The following is a 19,646-nucleotide window of genomic DNA, read 5'->3' as shown; positions in this document are numbered from 1 at the left end:
GAACATTGACGGGTGGCAATTCAACGATGGAGAGCGCCATGAATGGAGTTTCGGGAAACTACGACGCTGAGATAGATCTGGTATTAGCCTACCACAAGGGCGATGTTCGCGCGTCCATTGAAGCGCTTTTAAAAGACCGAGATTTCCTAGCGCGTGAAATTGAGCTTTCGCGCCTTGCTCTCACCCACGGCCAGCGTGGCAGTTCTTTCAAGAGGGCCGCGTGATGAAAACGTTCCAAGTTGCTCTTCCAGAAGAGTACGCACTGAAATGCGCTCGACGTGAAGTTCACCGAGATGCCGGCCGGCTTGGTGCTCGCTTACCTCACCGCATGGCACGCAAGTCGGGTATCGACTTCTGCGTATTCAGTTTTCAATCGGAAAGGCGAATGAGCGTCTTCATGGGGCGTCACGGCGGCAAGCCATTTGGTGATGGTAATTGGGAACGAGTTGTCGTTCGGTAATCAGCATGCCCAGGCCTACGTCTTATGAGAAAATTGGCGAGTTCACTTGCATAGCCGACCTGGAGCCGTGGGCTGTTCTCTGCGGCCTTTGCGCAAGGTGCGGCCATGTTCGAGACTTGAACATTGGTGAAATTAGCCGAAAAATCGGGCCCAATGAGTTTCTCAAAACTCAGCAATGGAAACTTAGATGCAGAGCTTGCACTGTGAAAGGGCAAAGTGAGTTCGTTGTTTTTAGAGCGCCGAGGTAAATATGTCCGGATATAAGTCTGAAAGCGGTGTCGCTGGAACAAGCAGTAAAAGGTTTGAGCATTGGTGTGACGCGGACGGATGCGAAGCCTGGGGCACCTACGGATACAAAACCAAGTTTGGGCAGTTGTGGTTCTGCTACGAACACAAGCAGCGAGGCGAAGACGCGCTAGCTGGACGGAAGTGAAAGGCGCTCTATCCTATCCGGTTCAGGAGGAGCGCATGTGCAATCTTTACAACCTCACTACGGCACATGAAGCCATGCGCCGTCTGTTTCCGAAGTTCGGAGATGTGACGAACCGCGTCGATCCGCAGTTAGATGTCTATCCAGACTATCCAGCCCCGGTCCTGCGCAACATGGCAGATGGTGAGCACGAGCTTGCACATCTTCGGTGGGGAATGCCGACGCCACCTATGTACGTTAAGGGTGAAGCCGACAGCGGTGTGACGAATATTCGCAACCTCACGTCACCCCATTGGCGTCGGTGGCAAGGCGTTGAAAGCCGTTGCGTTGTACCTGCCACATCCTTCTCCGAATATGGGCAAGAACCCGATCCAAAGACCAAACGCAAGCCTCTGCACTGGTTCGCTCTAAACGAGGCGAAGCCGCTTTTTGTCTTTGCTGGCATCTGGACGATTTGGAAGGGCGTGCGGAAGAAAAAAGAAGGGCCGGTCGAAGTTGATATCTTTGCCTTCCTGACCACCGAACCTAACGCCGTGGTCAAACCTATTCACCCGAAAGCGATGCCGGTAATCCTACGCACGACCGAGGAGATCGACGCGTGGTTGCGTGCGCCATGGGATGAAGCGAAGGAGATGCAAAAGCCACTACCAGATGTAGACTTGATCGACCTGACGCCAAGCAATGACAATAAGGAAGAACAAACTAGTCTGTTTTGACTGGTGCGGTAAGAGCATACCGATCCGAGCAAATAGTCACTCAGGCACATAAAGGTTGATATGATACACCTTAAGTATCAGTATGCACTTTCGCTCGTAAAAATGGAGGGGAGACTTCCGCTATCCCGAGGAGGATAAGATGCCATTGTTCAGTCAATCCAGCAAAGTGTATGCCCCTGACGAACTGGAAGCGATGCGACGTTGCTTCTCTATTGCCTCTATTATGTTGGAAGAAAGCGGCAGGGAATACGACGAAGCGCACTTAGCAGAGACTATCATCAAACTGTACGATGGTGGACTTAGAAATATGGAAAAGTGGGCGGAACTAGCTGCAAGGCTTGCAGAAAAGCATGCGAATGAGTTTTTGAATGCGGGCTTAGATAACGCCAACTGGTCCAAAACAGGTTAATTAGCTAACTATTTTTTTATTTTGGAACAAAGCTTTCTTCTGGATGTTCAGCCTGCGCCCTCCAGTTGAAAGCAGGCCTAATGCCTATTCATAATGATCTAATCAACGCGGCTAGAAAAAACAAATCCTTGAAACACCCTCAACTCAATGAAGCTAGTCGAGCAATCGGTCTTGGGTTAATAGAAATTCATGATGCAGATCGTGATGCAGCAGACAAGTTCGATGAGCTCTTAAGAAAGTTGGATGAGGTCGAGAAAAAAGAGAAGTGATCTGCGTATGTGCGTGTAGACTTATGAACTTTTTTCTCTTCCAAAACGAGATCATTTTGATAAAATTTTGCCGCGCTTCGTGACAGGAAGCTGGGTCCAGGCGAAGCGCAGCCCCGGCCACTCGATCACACCTCTCGTGCCGGGGCTTTTTGTTGTTGAGTTGGATATCTGCACCCCTCGAATTCCGGCCAGTCGATATGCAATCGCGGCAAAACTGGCTATGGCATCGAACGTAATCCCATTCGAACATTCATCGGCGCGTTTCCTAAGTGATATCTTAGCGATGATAACGCCAATTGACTCTCGAGTAGAATGAGAACATTATAGGAACATCCGAAGCGAAGACGAATTAGAAAGACTCATGGCAATTAAGTTTACGAACACCCCTGTCCGCCCAGTAGAGCCTAAAACAGGTAAAGCCAAAGGTTCGAAAAAAGCAGGTGGGCCGTCGAACCGCGATAATTCCGATCTCGACGAAGATACCAACGGGAAGTGACCTAAATGGCTAATGCGCGTCTGATCGTGGTTGCTGCCTTTGATAAGAATGATGACGGTGAGCTCGTTCCCGCATTCGATCCAATGTCGTTTGAGACCGAAGGCCGTGCAATGAAAGCTGCGACTAGTCTCGAAGGAAAGCATTCAGGGATTGTCGCTTGGAGCCGGGAAGCCGATCCAGATATTGGTGAATATGGACCTCCAGCCATTATTTTTCAGTTTGGCGAGATCCCAGACATGGAATAACAAAACACCTGAAACCCAACCCCCCGTCAAAGCGGGGTTCAGTTTTATTCAGGCATCGCATCTCTGGCACGGTCCAACAGAGTTAAAATACACTTTTCAACGATAATTCTCTTTGATAAATTATCGCCGCGCCGCGTGGAGGAATACGGGTCATGCCCACGTGCGCAGCCCCGTGACGTTGGGAGACGTGCCGGGGCTTTTTATTGCAGGCAGCAATCATAAAAATATGATCAACTCGCCTAGGAACCTAAGGTTCGTCCGCATGTTTCTCCTGAGCAAACACCCCTAGGAGTAATGCAATGAAGATCGTCCTTATTGCTGCCGCTGCACTCGCTATGATTTCAAGCTCTGCACTAGCGCAGGAGCCGCCTAAGCCACCTGCACCTCCATCTACAGAAGCACCGGGGACGCCCCCACCGCCGCCGCCACACAGAGGACCGCCTCCTCCCGAAAAGTCAGCACACATTCGCGTTGAGGATAAGGGCTTCAAGGTAGACGTGAAATGCTCTGAGGATGAGTCAACGAGCGACTGTGCTGAGATCGTCTACAAGTTGCTCGATCGCGTTGGCCCACCGAAAAAGTAACTTGGTTAAGCTGACCCCGCCTCGGTAGGGTTATTTTATTTAATGGATACGAAAAACCCGCCCAGTAAATTATCTGAGCGGGTTTTTTGGGTTTTCGCCGGCGGGAGGGATCGGTACGGGTTGGATCAGCCAGCCAACTTAGTAAATGCTATCAAGGTTAATGTGCGGTTAAAATAACTTAGATTGTAATTATAGCCGTGCGATTTTTGGCGCGCAGCTCGATCGCCTTCAATCTTTCAGCAAAGAAGATGATCTTATTCAGATCGTAAAGGCGACTGGCCGCGTCCTTCTCTCCAAAACGATAGCAAGCCTTAAAGATGTTACCGAGCGCAAAGGACATGCGTTTGTGTTCAATAAGATCGTTTAGTTCGCTCGCACCTTCAGGCAGTTCATAATAGCTGGTTGAGCCGCCGTCGGATTTGATCGCACTGCAGGATCGCATGCCAAGAGCAGTTAAATGCAAAGGCTTCGGCATAGGCACCTTAGGTTTATCCAACTCTCCACGCGCGATCTCACGGTCAATTCTTGCATCTGGCACCATCACATATCCTCCGGCGGTGCTGGCGGCAGCATCCAATGAGTTGGTACGGGTGGCATTCCACCGTCAAAGCGCTCGTCGAACCAGCCCATTTCACCCACGGGCTCGCCATTAAGCCAATGATGGTGAGTGAATGCGCAGCCGGTTATGCGTCCAAAGTTCGTCCACAGATCGACCTCAGTCCCATCTAAAGGCGCAGTTTCCATTCGCTGCCAGCTACTCATACACCCTCCCTCACCTTACGCTTTGGCTCTTCGAAGCTCTCTGTCAGAGGCCCGCCAGCAAGCAATCCGCGCAACGCTGACAGCTTATCTTCCACAAGCGGTCGGAAGCGCCTTGCTGCAAACGGCGGGTTTTCATAACCAAACTGCGGGCAAGTTCCGCGATCGACACCCTTGAGACGAACGCCGATGTAAGAGCCATGAATATAATGCTCAAAAGGTCCGATCCACTCGATCTCGTAAATCTCGCCTTCCTTCACCTCGAGGTATTGCTCAAAGCCAACGACTGAATCGATGCAGACCACTTTTTGCCCAACATGGAATTGGTTCATGCTGTGTCTCCTTCAATAATGGCTCCGGCAATAATGCCTCCTGCAATTCTATGTATATCCGACCACGCATCCTCATCGTCGAATACGCAGATCGCTATCGCCGCACATCGCTGCCTTTCTGCAAGGACGGCTGCTGCAATTCTCTCCTCGATGTGACGCTCAAGTTTAATTGCTGCAATATTTTCGCCCATCACGCCGCTGCCCTATTCTCAATGCTTCGGTACTCAACTGCCACATCGTGCTGCATCGCTCGATCGATGCCCATCGTCATTCCGGCGCTGATACCACGATCAGAGTAAACAACGCATTTCGTAGCCACGCGATACCAGGCAAGAGCGGCCTCAATGCCCAACGATCGTTCATCGGGCCGCATATCGTCCAACACTTGCGTGTGCAGCAAATGGCTGGCAATCGGTGCCTCGCCTCGCCTTAGGCTGTCTAAGAGGCAATACCGTGCATATGCGGTGTTGGCTTCCACGTCGCCGCTATACGGCGTTTCGATGATGATGAGTGGTTGGCGGTTGACGTTATAAGGTTTTGGCGGGCACCTTATAACCCCTGTTCTTAACTGCCGACCTTCAACAGATGCACGCGCAGCTTTGTCTTCTGCTTCTTCAAGCATATTCTCTCCTCGTGTTGTGGTGTTACGCCGCTTGGTGGGCGGCGTGGGGTTGGTATTGTCTGGATGCGGTTTCCAAGCCTACAGTGGACAAACAATCAGGGAGGCCGATATGCAAATATTAGATGCCAAGTACATTGGGAACTCAGCATCCATCACTGTGCAGTTCTCCGGAAAGAAAGTGGTCGTGGAATATGGCCCGATAGCTCCACCATTGGACGGAACAATGCATTCCCCTTTCATCGACAATAAGGATTTAGCCATGAAAGAAATCTTGGCACAAACCAACCAACTTGAAACTGAAATTCGAGCGGCCGTTGCAGACTATCTAGCGTCCCAAAAGGGCTGACAGTTAGGCTGCAGCCCTTTGACTTTCCGCATTATCATTTGCCGCCGCATACTTACCTGCGACCATCTCGGGCCGTAGAATGTCGCGACCGACTTCACCGAACTGCTTGCTATAGGTTATTCGCTTTGCTGATCGGCCTGACAGCCACCCGCCGCCAGCTGCATAAGCGTCTGGTGCCGCGAGCGTTTCATGCTGCTCGACATACATCAGCGTGCCTTTTCTGGCATCGTCGCTGTGTCTGTGACCTATATGCACGTAGGCTTGTAGTGAGCGACCGAACATCCCGCGAAACATGCCTGCAATCGTGCCCTCGATATTTGCGACACCGCGCTTATGCCCGTGGTGATAGGCCAGCATCGTGCTGCCCCACTCGAAGGCGTAATAGAGGCTGGGTGAATTATCAACAGTGATGCGCGGCTCGTTCTCGTACAGTACGGCCAGCATTTCACGCAGCCATGCAGATGAGGCTGGGTCATGGTTGCCCGACGCCATTACTACATGAACCCGCTCATGCTTCTGCAACAGCATATCAATTATGCGGCGGATCGTGCGGATCACAATGCGAATGACTTTCTGGAGGCGGCTATCCGCGTCCAGAACATGCTTGTGGGCAGGCGTGACGCTTTCAAGTGCATCGTGATGCATAAGGTCGCCCAACTGCGCCAGAATGGCCGTATGAGCGTCGGGAGCCTGTGCCACAGCCGCAGAGAACCAATCAAGCAATAGCTGCTCGGCAATCCGCAGATCGTAATCGCTGCCAGTTTCTTCGCGCCACGACATCATGCCGAAATGGTTGTCAGTGATCGTGAACTGATTCAACAGATCCTCGCGACACCCCTTTGGCGCCGGCATAATCGAAACGCGCGGCAAATCTTCTTTTATCGCTTCAACCATGGCCGTGATTGCTGCACGCTGTTGGTCGGCGTCCGCGCGTTCCATGATGTGCTGAGTGACGATGCGGCCTTCGCTGTTAACGAGCGTCGTCTTGCCTTTGACCGCTAGACCGGCAGTCGCTTCATAAACAGGGCCAGCCTCTTTCGTCTGGCGCATGTAGGTGCCGTTAGGCGTTTCGGTCAGGCTTTTGATTGCATAGCCGGGCAGCGTTTCCTTCGGACCCATCAACCCAAGCTCAGCCGCGCGTTTAATGCTGTCGTGAAATGCAGACTTCTTGATGCCACATGCGGCCGCAGCCTTCGTTATCGTGCCGTGCTGCTGATACGCAGCAACACGGCGGGTTAGTTCTTGTTTTGAAAGGCGCGTGTTCGCCCGCTGTCTGTCATTGGACATACAGTCTCCTCGTGTTGGTTGGTTTGCGGGTTGGTAGCCCGCAATTTGTCATTTTGGTGAAAGTGAAAGAGGCGTCAACAGGTTTGCGCCGAAATAACGGCAGCAAGTCCCTAATTCTCTGACTGGCAAATACCTGAGCTACCTTTTCAAAGATCGTCTTTCGCAACTGTTAAAATAATTAACAAATAAATACATTTAAAAAAGCTAACTACGATTGTCATTTTAATAACAAAAATAAATATAATTTGACAAAAGCAAAATAAATCTTTATGCAATATTTATCGATGTTTTCTTGATGTGTTTTGCTTATTGCGCGTTTAGCAACGCGCCCTGAACGAACCCCCTTTTAAAAATCGTTATCACTTTGCGTCACGCAAATGCGTGCTGCTATCTTTATTGCTATGAAAGGGTTCTTTATGAGCACTGGCACAGTTAAATGGTTCGATTCCACCAAGGGCTTCGGCTTCATTCAGCCTGATAATGGCGGCCTCCATGCGTTTGTTCACATATCTGCTGTCGAGCGCGCCGGAATGCGCGAACTCATCGAAGGCCAGAAAATCGGCTACGATCTGGAACGCGACAACAAGTCGGGCAGGATGTCGGCTGGTAACCTCCAGCCTGCATAAATATTATCCTTCTTTCCTTTGACCACGGATGTACTGGCACTGTTGAAAGAAGTTTACTTTACAGGTCAGGCAATGCCTGACCTTTTTTATTTAAAAAGGAATTCTTTTATGTCCATTGAAATGCAACCAACCCACACAAAAGAGACACTCTTTAAGCCAACCTCATCTGTTAAAGAGTCGATCGCAGAGAGAATAGATCGTACTGCACGTTCCATTCAAAAGGTCGAGACAGATGCTCGAATTGCAAAGACCTTGCGCCTCAGGAAAGCTCGGATGGAATATGAACAAACTATTGTTCCTCCAGTGGCAAAAAAGAAGAGGGCACGTAAACGACATTAGTGAGAAGTACCACGATCCACACGAGATGAAACAATAGCTTGTTTTTTGATCTGGCGGGAAGTCGCCGCACGATGTTTTACCTAGCTAATGTTGATCCATTACGCGAACTCATTAATTCCTGTCGGGTTACTGCCCTACCCCCTCGCCCGCGTCGTCTTCTGCTCAAACACACGGTCCATGCGCTCGGTAAGTCCATCAATGCGGTTTGCAACGCTTTCGATTGCGCGCATGATCTGCGACGTCTGTTCCTGCATCCCGGCCTTTGTCGCGAAGGTTTCGGCCGCGCGCAGTTTATAATCTGACAGCTCCTGCCGCGTTAGTGCGGCGAGCGCTGTGGCTGCGTCAGCTTTGGCGGCTGTTTCGTTTCTCGCGGCGTTTATCTTGCTGTCGACGTACTTCCAAAGGCCAAAGAAAAAGCCAAACAGCATCACGATGAAGCCGACAACGCCCATGATTTCAGGCCCGGTCATGCTTCGTTTCTCTTTAGATTAAACATAGTTAATGTGCCCCTTTGTGTTCGCTTAAGGTCTTTGCTGATATGATTGCGGCATGAGACAGGTGTCGAACAGTTTGATTGGCGAAATCTTCGGTGCGGTTCTGCGGGTTTTATGCATCGCGGTGCCGGTGGTTGTTGCATTGGCAGCTATAGTCTTCATTGTGAAGTACGAAGAAAGACGGGCGTTCGTGCCGAAAGAGCAAACCCCAGGAGTGACTGAGCCTTTGGGCAACTGAACTCAAGGCTGTACCCCGCACAGCTTTTCCATTTTCTCATTCTCGGCCAGGATCTGGCGCTTGGTTTCTGATGTGTCGTCGTGGCTGGCGTAGATCACCCGCGCCACATCACAGTAATTACCGCTTGTCGCGCATCCACTTAGCAAGCCGAGCGTCAACAGCGCTGTCATCAAGACGGCTGACTTCATTTTCTATCTTCCTTGCTTTGGTTGCGGATTGTGCGTCGCGCGCGGTCTGAGCCGTTTTGCTGTCAAACCGCCCTTTGAGATACGCGCCGACAAGGACGGCCAGCGCCGCGCTAAGAGCAACGGCGTAGGCTGTCATGCGTGCCTTCATGGTTGCGAGCCACATCACGCCGCCACCCTCTTCAATTCTAGCCTGCCTGTATGCCAAAGCCAGAAACCGCCACCGATAGCGACGAGCACAAGCGCGACAGTCAGGAAAGCCCAAGGGTTCGAAACCGCACCAATAAGGCCAGTCACAAACGTACCGCCGCCAGCTGCGACGATGGTCTGCACCGTCTTATCCTGAAGCAAAGGCACGTCATCAGACTTGGCGTCATCAGGAGCGACGGCTTTCATTTCGCGCGCAGCAATCAGACTGTCGAGGAAGTTGCGGTAATAGCCGGCGATAAGCGTTGCCTTGTCCGTACCGTTGACGATAACACGCGCGCCTTCAGGATCCGCTTTGCCCTTGCCGAAAAAGTCACTCAGTTTGCGCCCCGTGAACTTGCCCAACACCATGCCTTCAAAGAGGATGCGGATTGCTGTTCCGAGCTCCAGCGCCTTCTCAGGTGCATCGGCAATACCGAACTTTTTGTAATTGTCCTCGCCAGTGATCTGAGGCAGGCCGCGTCCGCGATAAGTCCAGCCCTCGTTAACGCTGTCGTTACCCATGCGACCGCCGTAGACCTTGTTTGCAAGCTTTTGAGGCTGGCGAACATAAGGCTGGGCTGCCGCGATCGACGAAAAACGCTTCGGCCATGTCTTCCGAATTTGCGCCGCACTGGTGTAATTCAGATTCTCGACAACCGGATGCATCTTGCCGCCTGTCTCGTGGAAGACAGTCGCTAGGATATAAGCGATCTGCTCGTCGGGCAGATTACGGCGCTCAGCTTCGGCCAAGATAGCCGATGTGCCATCAACCTGAGCCTGGCTCAAACGGCCGCCAAAAGGCGCGCGCCTCGCATACGCGAAGAACGTTGTTTTGTTCATTTGATTGTCCTTGGAATTGTATTTGCGGAAGGCAAGCAGTTTTAGTGCGGCCCTCGGTAGGAAATGCACCTATCTGTACGGTTTCGTACATTGATTAGGCGGGGATTTATGAGATGATGAAACCGCGCAAAGACGGTCTGCCAAATACTGCCTAGCGCAAAGCTCCGACTTGATCCGTCTCGTCGGGGCTTTTTTATTGACCGGCGATGAACTCGCGGCTTCTGCTCAGTTCGTTGCACGGCTTGAGAATTTCAACTGCAGACTGTAGCATCGTCTTTTGTATCAGGAGGGGATCATGGACTGGATCAGCGTTATCAATATGGCTTTGGCAATATCGATGGTAGGGTTCGGCCTATTATGTCTCGTGATTTTGTGGGTACAGCGAGATTGAAACTATCGCCTCTCTGTACGCTACCGTACATTGCATTGGCACGCATTTGTGAGAAGATACTGATGCGTATCGACGTCACCGCAGACAGGCTGTACGCATGGCCTCAGCTCGTTAAAGATACCCACGAGCTGGGGCTTTTTATTTCTGCCCAAAAGTAAAAGTTCATGGACTTGCGCTCAACGCTTAGTTTCCGAGTAAAACCCTTAGGTAGCCTCGCACAGCCTCTTCTTCAGAGAAGCTCCGTCCTCTGATTTGCAGATAATCACGATCGTGCCGGGTCTGAAGTTGTGAGATGATGGCAGTTGCTAAGGCATTCGCATCTGCAACAGGAACAAGTGGACCGTACTTTCCGTTCTCAAGAATTTCTCTGGGTCCGCTCGGACAGTCCGTGCTCACGACAGGGCAACCACAGGCTAGAGCTTGGACTAAAACACCAGGCAGCCCCTCATACTTCGAGGACAGAACAAATAAATCAGCGTTGCGCATGTACTTAAACGGATTTTGAACGAAGCCCTCAAATATAACATGATCTGAGATATTTAACTTCTCTACCAATAGGTTGAGATCTGAGAGCATTGGACCTTCGCCCAATATGATCAGACGAGCTTTAAGTTTGGTTCGGACTAGTGCAAACGCTTTTATTAGTGTTTCAAAATCCTTTTGGGGCTTCAGCTTCCCTACCGCGATAATTACGGGGATTTCTTTATTGTTAAACCAGACATGCTGCATGTCTTCCAATGATTGTTTTTCAAGTGTCGAATTGTATACAGCATTGTAAACGGCATGAAGCTGATGATCAGGTAATTTTAAAGCTTCGCCGAGATCTTTAGAAACGCCCTTTGAAACAGAAACAATTGCATCGGCGCGTTCAAAAAAATACCTTAGCGTTGGGGCTACGTGTTTCTGACGCCATTTTGCTCGCCCGATATAACCTTCACCCAATTGGTTTCGTTGGCCTATAACGATGCGTGTATCCACATCTGACACCGTTCGTGCAACGACCGCTGCGATGTTACCATAATCTAGAGCAGTCAGTAGCGCTCGGGGCCGAGTTTTGCGAAGATAATCAGCCAAAGCCGGCACTGCAGCTGCGGGCTTTGGTGAGCTGGGAATAACGATTAGTCGCAGCAGGTATAATAAGTCCATCGGATATCGCCACAGACTACGCATTGTTTGGACGAAGGAGGCTTGGCGTAGCCTGATAAAATTAACTTTGTCGGAAACCAGATCATGGAAAACGCCTTTTTCATCAACTACCAAAAGATCGACATCGACGCCCGACGCAGCAAGAGCATTAGCAAGATTCACAGTTGATCTTTCGGCACCGCCTCCCTTCAACGATTTGATGAAGATGGCTAGTTTTCCATTCTGGTCCGTAAGTGGCGCCAACCGACAACTCTCCATTTTTCGAGGAAAACTTCACCTCCTTTCCCTATCTAATTAAGCTAACCGCGTTGCAATAGACAATTATAACTCTGCAGACAGAAAAAATTACTTTTCCAATCGCTATATGGCGCACCAAGTGTCAGTGAAAAGAATTCGATCTCTCGTCCATTGACACCTCAACGTTTCGCTCTAAATAGCGGTTATTCACAGCATCACAGCCCCCGCTTGAGTGCAAAGTGAGTAACCCCAGTTGGTTCCCTCCGGCTGGGGTTTTTGCTTTTTCCAACTCTTGACGCTGAGATATGCGACACTAGATCTTTGTTATTCACCGGATCGAAGCATTGCTCGAGTTGCACCAGTGAGTAACCCCGGTTCATGGCTGCCCGCCTGCCGGGGTTTTCTTCAATCTGCGGTGAGTGTAAACTCGACTCGCGCGAGCCAACCTTAACGACGCAATCGGATGGCTCGCATGGCCCCGATCGCACACAACCGGTCGGGGCTTTTCTTTTCCGCGTTATTTGTTATTGAGATTTTGCGCTGAGATTGTCCGCAAGCTGTCTTGGCGCAGCCCCGGCTAGTGCTTCCTTCATTCAACACGCCGGGGCTTTTCTTTTGGCGTTATTATGAGATGATGAAGCCGCACCAAAGGCCGCCCGTCATAGTTGCCCGAGGTGTAACCCCGGATTTGACCTACCGTCGTTCGGGGTTTTCTTTTTGTGGTAGCCTTGTTATTCTGTTCGAGCGTTGGTGAATATCAGACCTTCAGCGCACTAAGCCCCGGTACGGTCGCAATACGTGCCGGGGTTTTCTTTGTTTTGGTGCCGGTGTAAATTCTACTGGCGCAGGTCAATATAGAGACGTGACTATCGAACTGCGTAGCCCCGGCGGATGGGGATCTGCTGGGGCTTTTAATCTGCCAGCAACTCAGCCGCCCGCGCCTCACCAAACAGATTAGCAGCCATCTGCTCAAGCAGCGGCCAAAGCTCGTGATCTGAGCGGAAAGTTGAAGCGTTTCTGAATATTTCAATTGTGCGTACTGATTGCGTTTTCATTGCTTCGCTTACAGCTACAGCTTCATCTTCCGTCATTCTTTCCCACAGAGTGATGGCTGGCAGAATCGTAACGACCGGATCTGGCTCGACAGGCTCCGGCAATGGCGGGCTTGTCAAAGAGCCATCAGAAGCGCGCCATAGGTCCATCGACTGCGCTTTCTGCCACTGTTCGTCGCTTACGGGAACCGCGTCATGCGGAATGTCTGTATTGACCGCGATATGTTCGCCAGCATCATTGCCAACAGGCGGATAGGTTTCTTCGCAATAATAAAATAGCGGAAAGCCTTCCGGGCCGAACTTGATAAATTTGTAATGCATGAGTGTTCCCTAAATCAAAAAACCCGTGGCGAAGTTTCTGAAAGCTTGCATCATCGGATTGCCCTGAACCGCGTCAAGAACAAGCTTGAATTGAACGGTTCCTCCTGCGGCTAGCTGAAGAGCTGCTGAGAGCGTTCCGGCGCGGTAATACTGCTGCACATTCTGTGGGTTCATAGGATAAACCATCTCGGTGTAAACGCTGCCATTGACGAATATCTGGACGATAAACTGGCCTGCGTACCCATCTCCCAGCGTAGTGCCCATGGAAAAGAAGTACATTCCGGCCTCAGGCGCGGTGAACAACCCACCACTCCAGCAATTACCCACGTTCAAAGGTGAGGCTGTAAAGCTGAGATTGGTCGTGCCGTTGTAAACTAACTGATTAGCTGCCAGATGTGCTTTGAATACTGGGCGACCGGCGCTTAATGTACCACGCTGCGCAGCAGTTGTCGTATCGTCCAAGAGGTTGCGCGCAACCGGCGTCAACGGTGTTAGCGCTGCCCCGTTTGCGCCATTCAGATAAGGCATCATGTCCGCTGCAGCTGCACCGCTGAGATTGAGCAAAGCGATTGCCGCCGCAGTAATGTCAGACTGAGTAAGATTTTTATCGCCGTTCGTACTCATGAACTTGTTTGCAGCCAACGTCAGCGCCGCAAGCTTGGCAAGGCTGCCGCTCGGGTCAGTCACAAGGTTAGCCAGCTCATACTGCCCAGCCGCATTGCCGACTGGCGCCTTTCCTTCCTCCACGCCAATTTCAGCAAGATTTGTCAGGACGCCGTTACCGAGAAGTTCGATAAGCGTTGTCGTCTGTGCAGTCACACGAGCGCCATCAGGCAAGTATCTTGCTCGATAAGGCGCATTGGTGAGTGACGTGCCGGTCCATGGCGCCGTTAGCGTCAGAGACGTGTTGCTATTCACGCTGGCGATAACAGCCGTCAGGTTTTGGATCTGCAGCGTGTCACCGGCCTTGAATGCGGCAGCCTGAAACATGGTGCCTGTGCCGGTGACAGTCGTAGACCCGTTGGCGAGCGTAATCGTTCCCGACACATAATCAGGTAAAACGGCCATAGATTTGCCTCCCCATGCAAAAGCACGGTATTGTTAGTCAGATTGTTTGATTGAGACGTTCAGCGTTTCCAGACGAGCGATTTCAGATTTCCTGTACCGCTTAAGTTCGTTCCGGTCTGGTTGTTGGTCTCTCTGACCTGATAGGTATTGTTCCCACGAACAGCACTGCTATCAATAGCTGCCGTGTTGATGGATACAGCTGTGCTCTGACCGGTGGTTAGGCCATAGCTGAACTGTCGAATGACAGCCCCCGTAGTCGTATTAATCAGCGATATCGTGGTCGTTGACTGGGTTGAACCACCGACAATAGTCAGCGTCGCATTGATGTACCAATCCAGCAAAATCGTGTTGCCCTGCGGGCTGTTAATCACGAATGAGCTTAGGGTAACGTCATTGACTGACGTGTTGATGTTGTAAGGCGTGTCGGTCGTCGCTGTCACAGCGTTGAAGTCGAGATTGCTTGTTCCGACAATCAGATTGTTGATCACAGCATTCTGAATTTGCGCCCACTCTATCGAGACATTAACGATCTTCGCCCAGTCCATGACGAAGCCTTCGCCATACATGACGTTGTTCTGAATGACGAAGGGGTGAAAAAACTCAGTGCCGTTGGTGAAAACAATCTGTGCAGCCATCAGCGCTATGCGAGCTTGTGTACTGTTGACGTCCAGAAAAAGCCCCGCGCTCTTCCAGTCGCCAACCGTGCCACCTTCAACCTGCATTCCGATACGGGAATTCCAACCAGACGGCGCAACCGAGCTTGCCATTCTGAACGTCGCATTTGCGCTGACATTGTTCACAACAGTCGTCAGGCTGGTGATTGCCGTTGCCTGAGCTTCAACCTCATCCTCAACGCCATCAACTCTGGCCTGAAGAAGTTGGACGATGCTGGCGCCGGTATTATCCCAAAGCTGCGCGTTGATCCGGATCAGTTGCTGCCCTATCGCGCTGTTTGGACCAGTTGCGACAAGGATGTCTTCTTGCCAGCTCGCCTGCGCATCGTTGAATGTGCTGCTAAGCTGACGGCTTAAGCGCTGGATATCTGCATAGTTCGCATTGTGGTTGTCAGATGTCGTTGTTGCGAGTTCTTCCGCCTGACGGATGATTTCGCGCATCTGCGGACCAATCCAGCCCATATAACCTTTCAGATCATCGTCTAGCCCCTCGTAATCGATAGGATTACCGTTATTAGCATTGAGTGTGCGAAATGGGGTTGCCGCAGACCAAGCCACAGAGCGCCCGTTGTCAACACGAAGTCGGGTTCGAACAAACCAATCGGTGAGCGATGTCAGGCCTTCAACAAGGATGACGTTGGTAACATCCCAGGTAACAAACTTCCTGAAGACCTGAGAGGGATCATTGGCAGGCCAATATTCAATATCGACGCCAACCACTGAAATATCATCAATCGGATCCCAGAGAAGACGTGCGCCCGGAAGCTCTCCACCCCCGTCCGCCTTAACGATAATCGGCAGAACATCGAAATTTTGTACCTCAGCAAGATACTGAGGCGGGGGAACGACTACGATATTCGGAGGGTTAGTTTCATACGCTGTCGGATCGAATACGCCGTTGCTGATCTGCTGCAACGCAATTGAGATATCACGCGCACCATCCGTATTAATGCCGCCGAGCTGGCGCGTGAGAACCTGAAACGTCCTATCGCCATACTTCGCGCTGTTCCAACGAAGCCACCGCCCTTCCTTGATCATATCAAGAAACTTCGGATGAACGGTAATCTCGGCAGACGCCTGATAGCGAGCGCCACGAATGGCAATATCTGCGAGACGGTCAACCTGCTTAGGATCGGTGACAGCGCCATACGGGATAGCACTGGCAAGCGTTTCGCGGTCTTCTGCTAAAGCGCCTGTATCGATGCGGGTTGCGGCGTCTTTCGTTTCATAGAAATCATCTACTGAGATATAAGACGCAGCGACGGTATTGATCAGTTCAGTCCGCTTCCGCTTTACGCTCATGCGGAGCGGTGCGCCTTTCTTGACATCATTGTCCGTAATGGTCGCCACGATAGCTTGTGGCGCGCCAGCAATCGGAAACTCACCATCCACACGCTCTACCCAAGAACCGCACATCGCTTCAAGAATTGGAGTGAGGTTTGCATCGTGGTTGGCGCCGGGACCGTCTTTTGCGATTGCGTTTGACCGATAACGTTTCGTGTTGTCGGACATCACTTCGTCGCAGATGTTTGCAGCTTGTGTATATTCTGCCAAAGGTAGTCGGCTTGCGCGAACGGCTTTGCCAACCATGCGCTGAGAACCGTTGAAGAAGCCGCGTTCGAGGTTGTAAATTTGAACCGCGGGATTATCGCTGTATTCCCAAGTGTTCTGATTATCCCAGCGATGAGGACCAAAACCGCCCATCGTGCTGTCTTTACGCCAATCATAAAGAGGAGCGCCGACGACTTCGAACAGCAACTTTGCCGGAGAAGTGAGGCCATCGCCGTTCTTTCGCAGTTCTGAGAAAACAATCGCATAAGCAACGCCTGCGCCACGATGGTTTGCGGTCCAACGGCCAGCGGGACGCGCACGAATAATCAGTGTCGCATCGGCCTGCTGATCCATAGTGCCGTAGTAGAATTTGACGCGTACGTTGTCATGGTCATCGCCACTCGTGCCTTCGTTCGGAACCAGCCAATAACCATCAGCATCTTGTTCAGCCAGCACGCGCCATGCGCCGTTGTATCGAACACGCGGAACGGCTGTGATACGAAAGCTCGCAAGAGCAAAAACGTCCTGAATAAGCCGGCCACCAGAGCCATAGCTGTTACGATAGACGTGATGCCCTTCAATCCCACAGGTACCGAGAATGACCGAGCGCGGAATGTTTGCGCCATATTGCGTTTCCAGCTCGGATGCACGGCTCTGGGTCTTGGGTGGGAAAAGCGCGTTGACCGCATATTTCAGCGCAATGCCGAAAGCTGTTTGTGCGATACCGGCAAGAATTGGACTTGCCGCAGCCCAAGCTGCCACGCTCGAGACAATTCCGCCGATCCAGGCAGCGACAGGCGCAAGAAATGGCATGAGATAAACCTTGCAAAGGAATGCAACAAAGCTGGCCCGCAACTGGTACGAGCCCTGGTCATTGCAAATTGTCGGTGCTGTTATTCGCCTACGGTGTAGGCTTGCTCGATTTCCGTCACTGGAAAGAATGTCAGCCCTTGTGGCTGTTTGACTGCGAAGCCAGAGCTGCAAATGAAACCGGCAACATACTCACCGTTCAGTTTCATGACGCCAACGTCGCCACGGCGCGCCGAGAGGCGATTGACAGGCTCAAGGCCAAGATAGGTCTCAAACACATCTTTGACGTTCTTGCAGCCGTTCTGGCGCATCTTTCGCGCTGCCCCAGCCTCAGTCTGATACTTCCCGCGAAACTTCGAGAGTGGATCAATCCCAGTAACCGCCTTAATCGCATCGGCAGCAGACATCAGGCAGTCGGATGTTCCCCACTCCGGCAAAATGTTCACATGCTGCGAAGCAAGATCTTCAACCGCTCGGTCCCAACCAGGCACCCTAGCCAAACTTAATTTTGAAGTATTCATTTTTGATCCTTGCTGCATATTCGAAGAACATGTCGCCCGGTGAAACGAGCTGCTGATCCTCATGCGATGCATATCGATACCCTTCACGGAAGTTATCGACTGCGCCGGTTTCAATATGGCCCTCCAGCCAGACTTCGTCGCCTTCCTCGCGATGATCAATGACATCCACATAGCCGTAGAATGTCGCTTCCGCATGAAGAAAGGCGTTGTTGTCCGGGTCAAAGTAGAAGTCGTAGAATGTGACAGGTCGGTTTTTGTAATCTTCCTGTTCGATCAGACCGAGCTTGTCCGGTGTAAGGCCAAAGTCGGCCTTTGCGGGCAGCTTCATTGTGATCGGCTGCGCCGCTGTTCCGAGCGCATAGACAGGCTCGTCAATATCAATCAGCGTATTGCCGTGATAGGTCAAACCGCCATAATCGATACTGCCCTTGCCCGCGAAGAAGCCATATGTGCCAGTGCCAAACTCGAATTTGACGGCAGAAGCAATCTTGCCTCTGCCCTCGTTTAGAAGCTGCTGAAGACGTGCTGGAAAGGCCATCAAGCCTCCGAATAGGGTTGTAATTTCTCAATCGTAGTAAGATTAAGGGGGGTGGCAGAAAATCGGAGATGACCCACATGCGCTCACTATTGGTGGCTATGATTACTTTCATCCCTATGGCTGCGATGGCAGAGGTCTATAATAATGTCGTACCAAGTAATAGTATGTATCCGACTTTGATAATGGGCGACCTTATTGGATCCAGCACTTACCTTGAGGATGAACCTGTCAAGCGGGGCGATATTATCATCAGCACGAAAAATACGAATGATACACGCACTATCTTTGTACATCGGGTTATTGGCCTGCCCGGTGAGAAAATTCAGATAAAGAAAGGTGTTGTTTACATCGACGATCAACCTCTTAAGTTGGTGAAGATTGACAACCTTCCCGATATCAACTGCCCGGTTGACGTGTTTGGTACGGAACAAAGTTGCACTTTCTTTCGTGAGTTCGCGCCAAATAATTCCGAAAGCCATATCGTTGTAAGCCAGAATGATGACTCACTTGGCGATAACACAGAGGTCTTTCATGTCCCGGGAAATCACTATTTTATGATGGGCGACAACAGAGATAATTCAGACGATAGCCGCTTCACGTCAGGACCGTTACCGAAGGATAAAATCCTCGGAAAAGTACGTATGATTTATCACAGTGAAACACCGGCCGACAAAAATGAACGCTTCAAAGGTTTCCCGCGCCTGAAATAGGCTCAACTTTAGTCAGGATCGCCATTCTTTTTGTTATCGGCTTATATGGCAGCCTAACAAAAAGGGAGGCTTGATATGAAGGAATATCCGAAAGATACGCCACACGAACTGCGAGTTCGGCTCTCAATCGGCTCGGAGTATTACACCACCTCTATGATAATCGCCCTGCTAATTGAGAAGGGTATTTTTGGCTCAGCCGATGTGCAGAAGATAATAGACAAAGCTCCTGCAGAAGTTTCAGAGTTAGTAGCTCTTCGGCTGAAGCCATTTCAGAAGTGAAACAACGTTCTGGCTGATCTGGTCAAAAAAACCATAAACTGGCGGATTGATGTCCGCCTTTTTGTTCTTTTCCATTGTTTTCTCCAATCTTGGAAGTTTTAATCATCTTGCAGGGCATTACCCGGGAGGAAAGTATGAGTGACAAGATTAAAGCCGAGCACCTCTATCTGAGGTTTGCTCTGTCGGAGGCCCTGAGGGTGATCAACAAAGAACGAGGAGCTGAATATGTCGATCAAATGATCGAAGCGATCTTCCGAGCCAACAATGTACAAGAGATTATGTTGAGCGCTTTCGACAAGATGCCGCCAAACGATATCGACTTCAATGGCCGCGCTGCGGTGCTTAAAGCACTGGGAGCAGCAAAAGAATATCCTGAGCCTCTTGTCTAACGGACCCACCACATTCGTGCGATAACTTCACCCTCCCGTATTCTCTGGACTTCAGTTTGACGCTGAGTGTTTTCAGCATGGTAATCATCAGTG

General features: G+C 50.9%; 26 protein-coding genes. 11 read left to right on the top strand and 15 right to left on the bottom strand.

The features are described from left to right. The first annotated feature begins 38 nt into the window (after window positions 1-38). The 5 genes from CEV34_RS22895 (at window position 39) to CEV34_RS22870 (ending at window position 3,025) form a co-directional block, all read left to right on the top strand. On the top strand, window positions 39-224 hold the full coding sequence (locus tag CEV34_RS22895; protein WP_007878841.1) for a hypothetical protein: 186 nt from the start codon (window positions 39-41) through the stop codon (window positions 222-224). Window positions 225-928: 704 nt separating this feature from the next. Then, complete coding sequence (locus CEV34_RS22885) at window positions 929-1,606, top strand: SOS response-associated peptidase (protein ID WP_094544650.1); 678 nt, start codon at window positions 929-931, stop codon at window positions 1,604-1,606. Between the two features lie 139 nt (window positions 1,607-1,745). Further along, on the top strand, window positions 1,746-2,015 hold the full coding sequence (locus CEV34_RS22880) for a hypothetical protein (RefSeq protein WP_007878839.1): 270 nt from the start codon (window positions 1,746-1,748) through the stop codon (window positions 2,013-2,015). An 80-nt stretch (window positions 2,016-2,095) separates the two neighbouring features. Further along, a complete protein-coding gene (locus CEV34_RS22875) occupies window positions 2,096-2,284 on the top strand; it encodes a hypothetical protein (protein ID WP_007878838.1) in 189 nt (62 codons plus the stop codon). 501 nt (window positions 2,285-2,785) lie between these two features. Then, window positions 2,786-3,025 carry a hypothetical protein gene (locus CEV34_RS22870; RefSeq protein ID WP_007878837.1) on the top strand — a complete coding sequence of 80 codons (240 nt, stop codon included), beginning with the start codon at window positions 2,786-2,788 and terminating at the stop codon, window positions 3,023-3,025. A gap of 762 nt (window positions 3,026-3,787) precedes the next feature. Here CEV34_RS22870 and CEV34_RS22860 read toward each other — a convergent pair. The 5 genes from CEV34_RS22860 to CEV34_RS22840 are packed head-to-tail and all read right to left on the bottom strand — an operon-like array spanning window position 3,788 to window position 5,322. After that, entirely contained in the window at window positions 3,788-4,150 is a 363-nt protein-coding gene (locus CEV34_RS22860; protein ID WP_007878834.1) for a hypothetical protein, read from the bottom strand. After that, complete coding sequence (locus CEV34_RS22855) at window positions 4,150-4,371, bottom strand: hypothetical protein (RefSeq protein WP_007878824.1); 222 nt, start codon at window positions 4,369-4,371, stop codon at window positions 4,150-4,152. The genes CEV34_RS22860 and CEV34_RS22855 overlap by 1 nt, the downstream gene beginning before the upstream one ends. After that, on the bottom strand, window positions 4,368-4,700 hold the full coding sequence (locus CEV34_RS22850; protein ID WP_007878808.1) for a hypothetical protein: 333 nt from the start codon (window positions 4,698-4,700) through the stop codon (window positions 4,368-4,370). The genes CEV34_RS22855 and CEV34_RS22850 overlap by 4 nt, the downstream gene beginning before the upstream one ends. Continuing rightward, window positions 4,697-4,891 (bottom strand): hypothetical protein, encoded by a 195-nt coding sequence (locus tag CEV34_RS22845; protein ID WP_007878807.1) that lies wholly within the window; start codon window positions 4,889-4,891, stop codon window positions 4,697-4,699. The genes CEV34_RS22850 and CEV34_RS22845 overlap by 4 nt, the downstream gene beginning before the upstream one ends. Then, complete coding sequence (locus CEV34_RS22840) at window positions 4,891-5,322, bottom strand: DUF7768 domain-containing protein (protein ID WP_094544649.1); 432 nt, start codon at window positions 5,320-5,322, stop codon at window positions 4,891-4,893. The genes CEV34_RS22845 and CEV34_RS22840 overlap by 1 nt, the downstream gene beginning before the upstream one ends. A 109-nt stretch (window positions 5,323-5,431) precedes the next feature. On the opposite strand from CEV34_RS22840, the gene CEV34_RS22835 reads away from it, so the two are divergent. Continuing rightward, on the top strand, window positions 5,432-5,668 hold the full coding sequence (locus CEV34_RS22835; RefSeq protein WP_007878805.1) for a hypothetical protein: 237 nt from the start codon (window positions 5,432-5,434) through the stop codon (window positions 5,666-5,668). A gap of 3 nt (window positions 5,669-5,671) precedes the next feature. Here the strand turns inward: CEV34_RS22835 and CEV34_RS22830 are convergent, their stop codons facing one another. Further along, window positions 5,672-6,955 (bottom strand): hypothetical protein, encoded by a 1,284-nt coding sequence (locus tag CEV34_RS22830; RefSeq protein ID WP_007878804.1) that lies wholly within the window; start codon window positions 6,953-6,955, stop codon window positions 5,672-5,674. A 416-nt stretch (window positions 6,956-7,371) separates the two neighbouring features. On the opposite strand from CEV34_RS22830, the gene CEV34_RS22825 reads away from it, so the two are divergent. Both CEV34_RS22825 and CEV34_RS26880 read left to right on the top strand, forming a co-directional pair. Further along, the gene (locus CEV34_RS22825) at window positions 7,372-7,581 is read left to right on the top strand and encodes a cold-shock protein (protein ID WP_007878803.1); all 210 of its coding nucleotides are present in this window, start codon (window positions 7,372-7,374) and stop codon (window positions 7,579-7,581) included. Window positions 7,582-7,623: 42 nt separating this feature from the next. Further along, entirely contained in the window at window positions 7,624-7,920 is a 297-nt protein-coding gene (locus CEV34_RS26880) for a hypothetical protein (RefSeq protein WP_143853495.1), read from the top strand. A 134-nt stretch (window positions 7,921-8,054) separates the two neighbouring features. Here CEV34_RS26880 and CEV34_RS22820 read toward each other — a convergent pair whose 3' ends face one another. Continuing rightward, window positions 8,055-8,390 carry a hypothetical protein gene (locus CEV34_RS22820; RefSeq protein ID WP_007878801.1) on the bottom strand — a complete coding sequence of 112 codons (336 nt, stop codon included), beginning with the start codon at window positions 8,388-8,390 and terminating at the stop codon, window positions 8,055-8,057. 79 nt (window positions 8,391-8,469) lie between these two features. Here CEV34_RS22820 and CEV34_RS22815 point away from each other — a divergent pair, with 79 nt between their 5' ends. Then, a complete protein-coding gene (locus CEV34_RS22815; RefSeq protein ID WP_007878800.1) occupies window positions 8,470-8,652 on the top strand; it encodes a hypothetical protein in 183 nt (60 codons plus the stop codon). 117 nt (window positions 8,653-8,769) lie between these two features. Here the strand turns inward: CEV34_RS22815 and CEV34_RS27165 are convergent, their stop codons facing one another. From CEV34_RS27165 to CEV34_RS22775, 8 genes are all read right to left on the bottom strand, one after another. Continuing rightward, entirely contained in the window at window positions 8,770-9,003 is a 234-nt protein-coding gene (locus CEV34_RS27165) for a hypothetical protein (RefSeq protein ID WP_094544648.1), read from the bottom strand. After that, window positions 9,003-9,866: a chitinase gene (locus tag CEV34_RS22805; RefSeq protein WP_094544647.1), complete on the bottom strand. Its 864-nt coding sequence runs from the start codon at window positions 9,864-9,866 to the stop codon at window positions 9,003-9,005. The genes CEV34_RS27165 and CEV34_RS22805 overlap by 1 nt, the downstream gene beginning before the upstream one ends. Before the next feature lie 574 nt (window positions 9,867-10,440). After that, window positions 10,441-11,646 carry a glycosyltransferase gene (locus CEV34_RS22800; protein ID WP_179253637.1) on the bottom strand — a complete coding sequence of 402 codons (1,206 nt, stop codon included), beginning with the start codon at window positions 11,644-11,646 and terminating at the stop codon, window positions 10,441-10,443. Between the two features lie 905 nt (window positions 11,647-12,551). Further along, entirely contained in the window at window positions 12,552-13,013 is a 462-nt protein-coding gene (locus CEV34_RS27160; protein ID WP_179253635.1) for a hypothetical protein, read from the bottom strand. A gap of 9 nt (window positions 13,014-13,022) precedes the next feature. Further along, complete coding sequence (locus tag CEV34_RS27510) at window positions 13,023-14,081, bottom strand: hypothetical protein (RefSeq protein WP_235819162.1); 1,059 nt, start codon at window positions 14,079-14,081, stop codon at window positions 13,023-13,025. Between the two features lie 59 nt (window positions 14,082-14,140). Beyond that, complete coding sequence (locus tag CEV34_RS22785; RefSeq protein WP_235819161.1) at window positions 14,141-17,119, bottom strand: phage tail protein; 2,979 nt, start codon at window positions 17,117-17,119, stop codon at window positions 14,141-14,143. Window positions 17,120-17,199: 80 nt separating this feature from the next. Further along, window positions 17,200-17,637 (bottom strand): DUF6950 family protein, encoded by a 438-nt coding sequence (locus tag CEV34_RS22780; protein WP_179253633.1) that lies wholly within the window; start codon window positions 17,635-17,637, stop codon window positions 17,200-17,202. After that, the gene (locus CEV34_RS22775) at window positions 17,609-18,175 is read right to left on the bottom strand and encodes a hypothetical protein (protein ID WP_094544643.1); all 567 of its coding nucleotides are present in this window, start codon (window positions 18,173-18,175) and stop codon (window positions 17,609-17,611) included. The genes CEV34_RS22780 and CEV34_RS22775 overlap by 29 nt, the downstream gene beginning before the upstream one ends. 77 nt (window positions 18,176-18,252) lie before the next feature. Here CEV34_RS22775 and lepB point away from each other — a divergent pair, with 77 nt between their 5' ends. Both lepB and CEV34_RS22765 read left to right on the top strand, forming a co-directional pair. After that, complete coding sequence (gene lepB, locus CEV34_RS22770; protein WP_179253631.1) at window positions 18,253-18,885, top strand: signal peptidase I; 633 nt, start codon at window positions 18,253-18,255, stop codon at window positions 18,883-18,885. A 413-nt stretch (window positions 18,886-19,298) separates the two neighbouring features. Continuing rightward, window positions 19,299-19,553: a hypothetical protein gene (locus tag CEV34_RS22765; protein ID WP_007877955.1), complete on the top strand. Its 255-nt coding sequence runs from the start codon at window positions 19,299-19,301 to the stop codon at window positions 19,551-19,553. Window positions 19,554-19,646 lie beyond the last annotated feature (93 nt).

Origin of the sequence: Brucella pseudogrignonensis, from assembly GCF_002252525.1 — a bacterium.
Classification (GTDB): Bacteria; Pseudomonadota; Alphaproteobacteria; order Rhizobiales; family Rhizobiaceae; genus Brucella; species Brucella pseudogrignonensis.
This window is presented reverse-complemented; position numbering and strand designations above follow the sequence as displayed.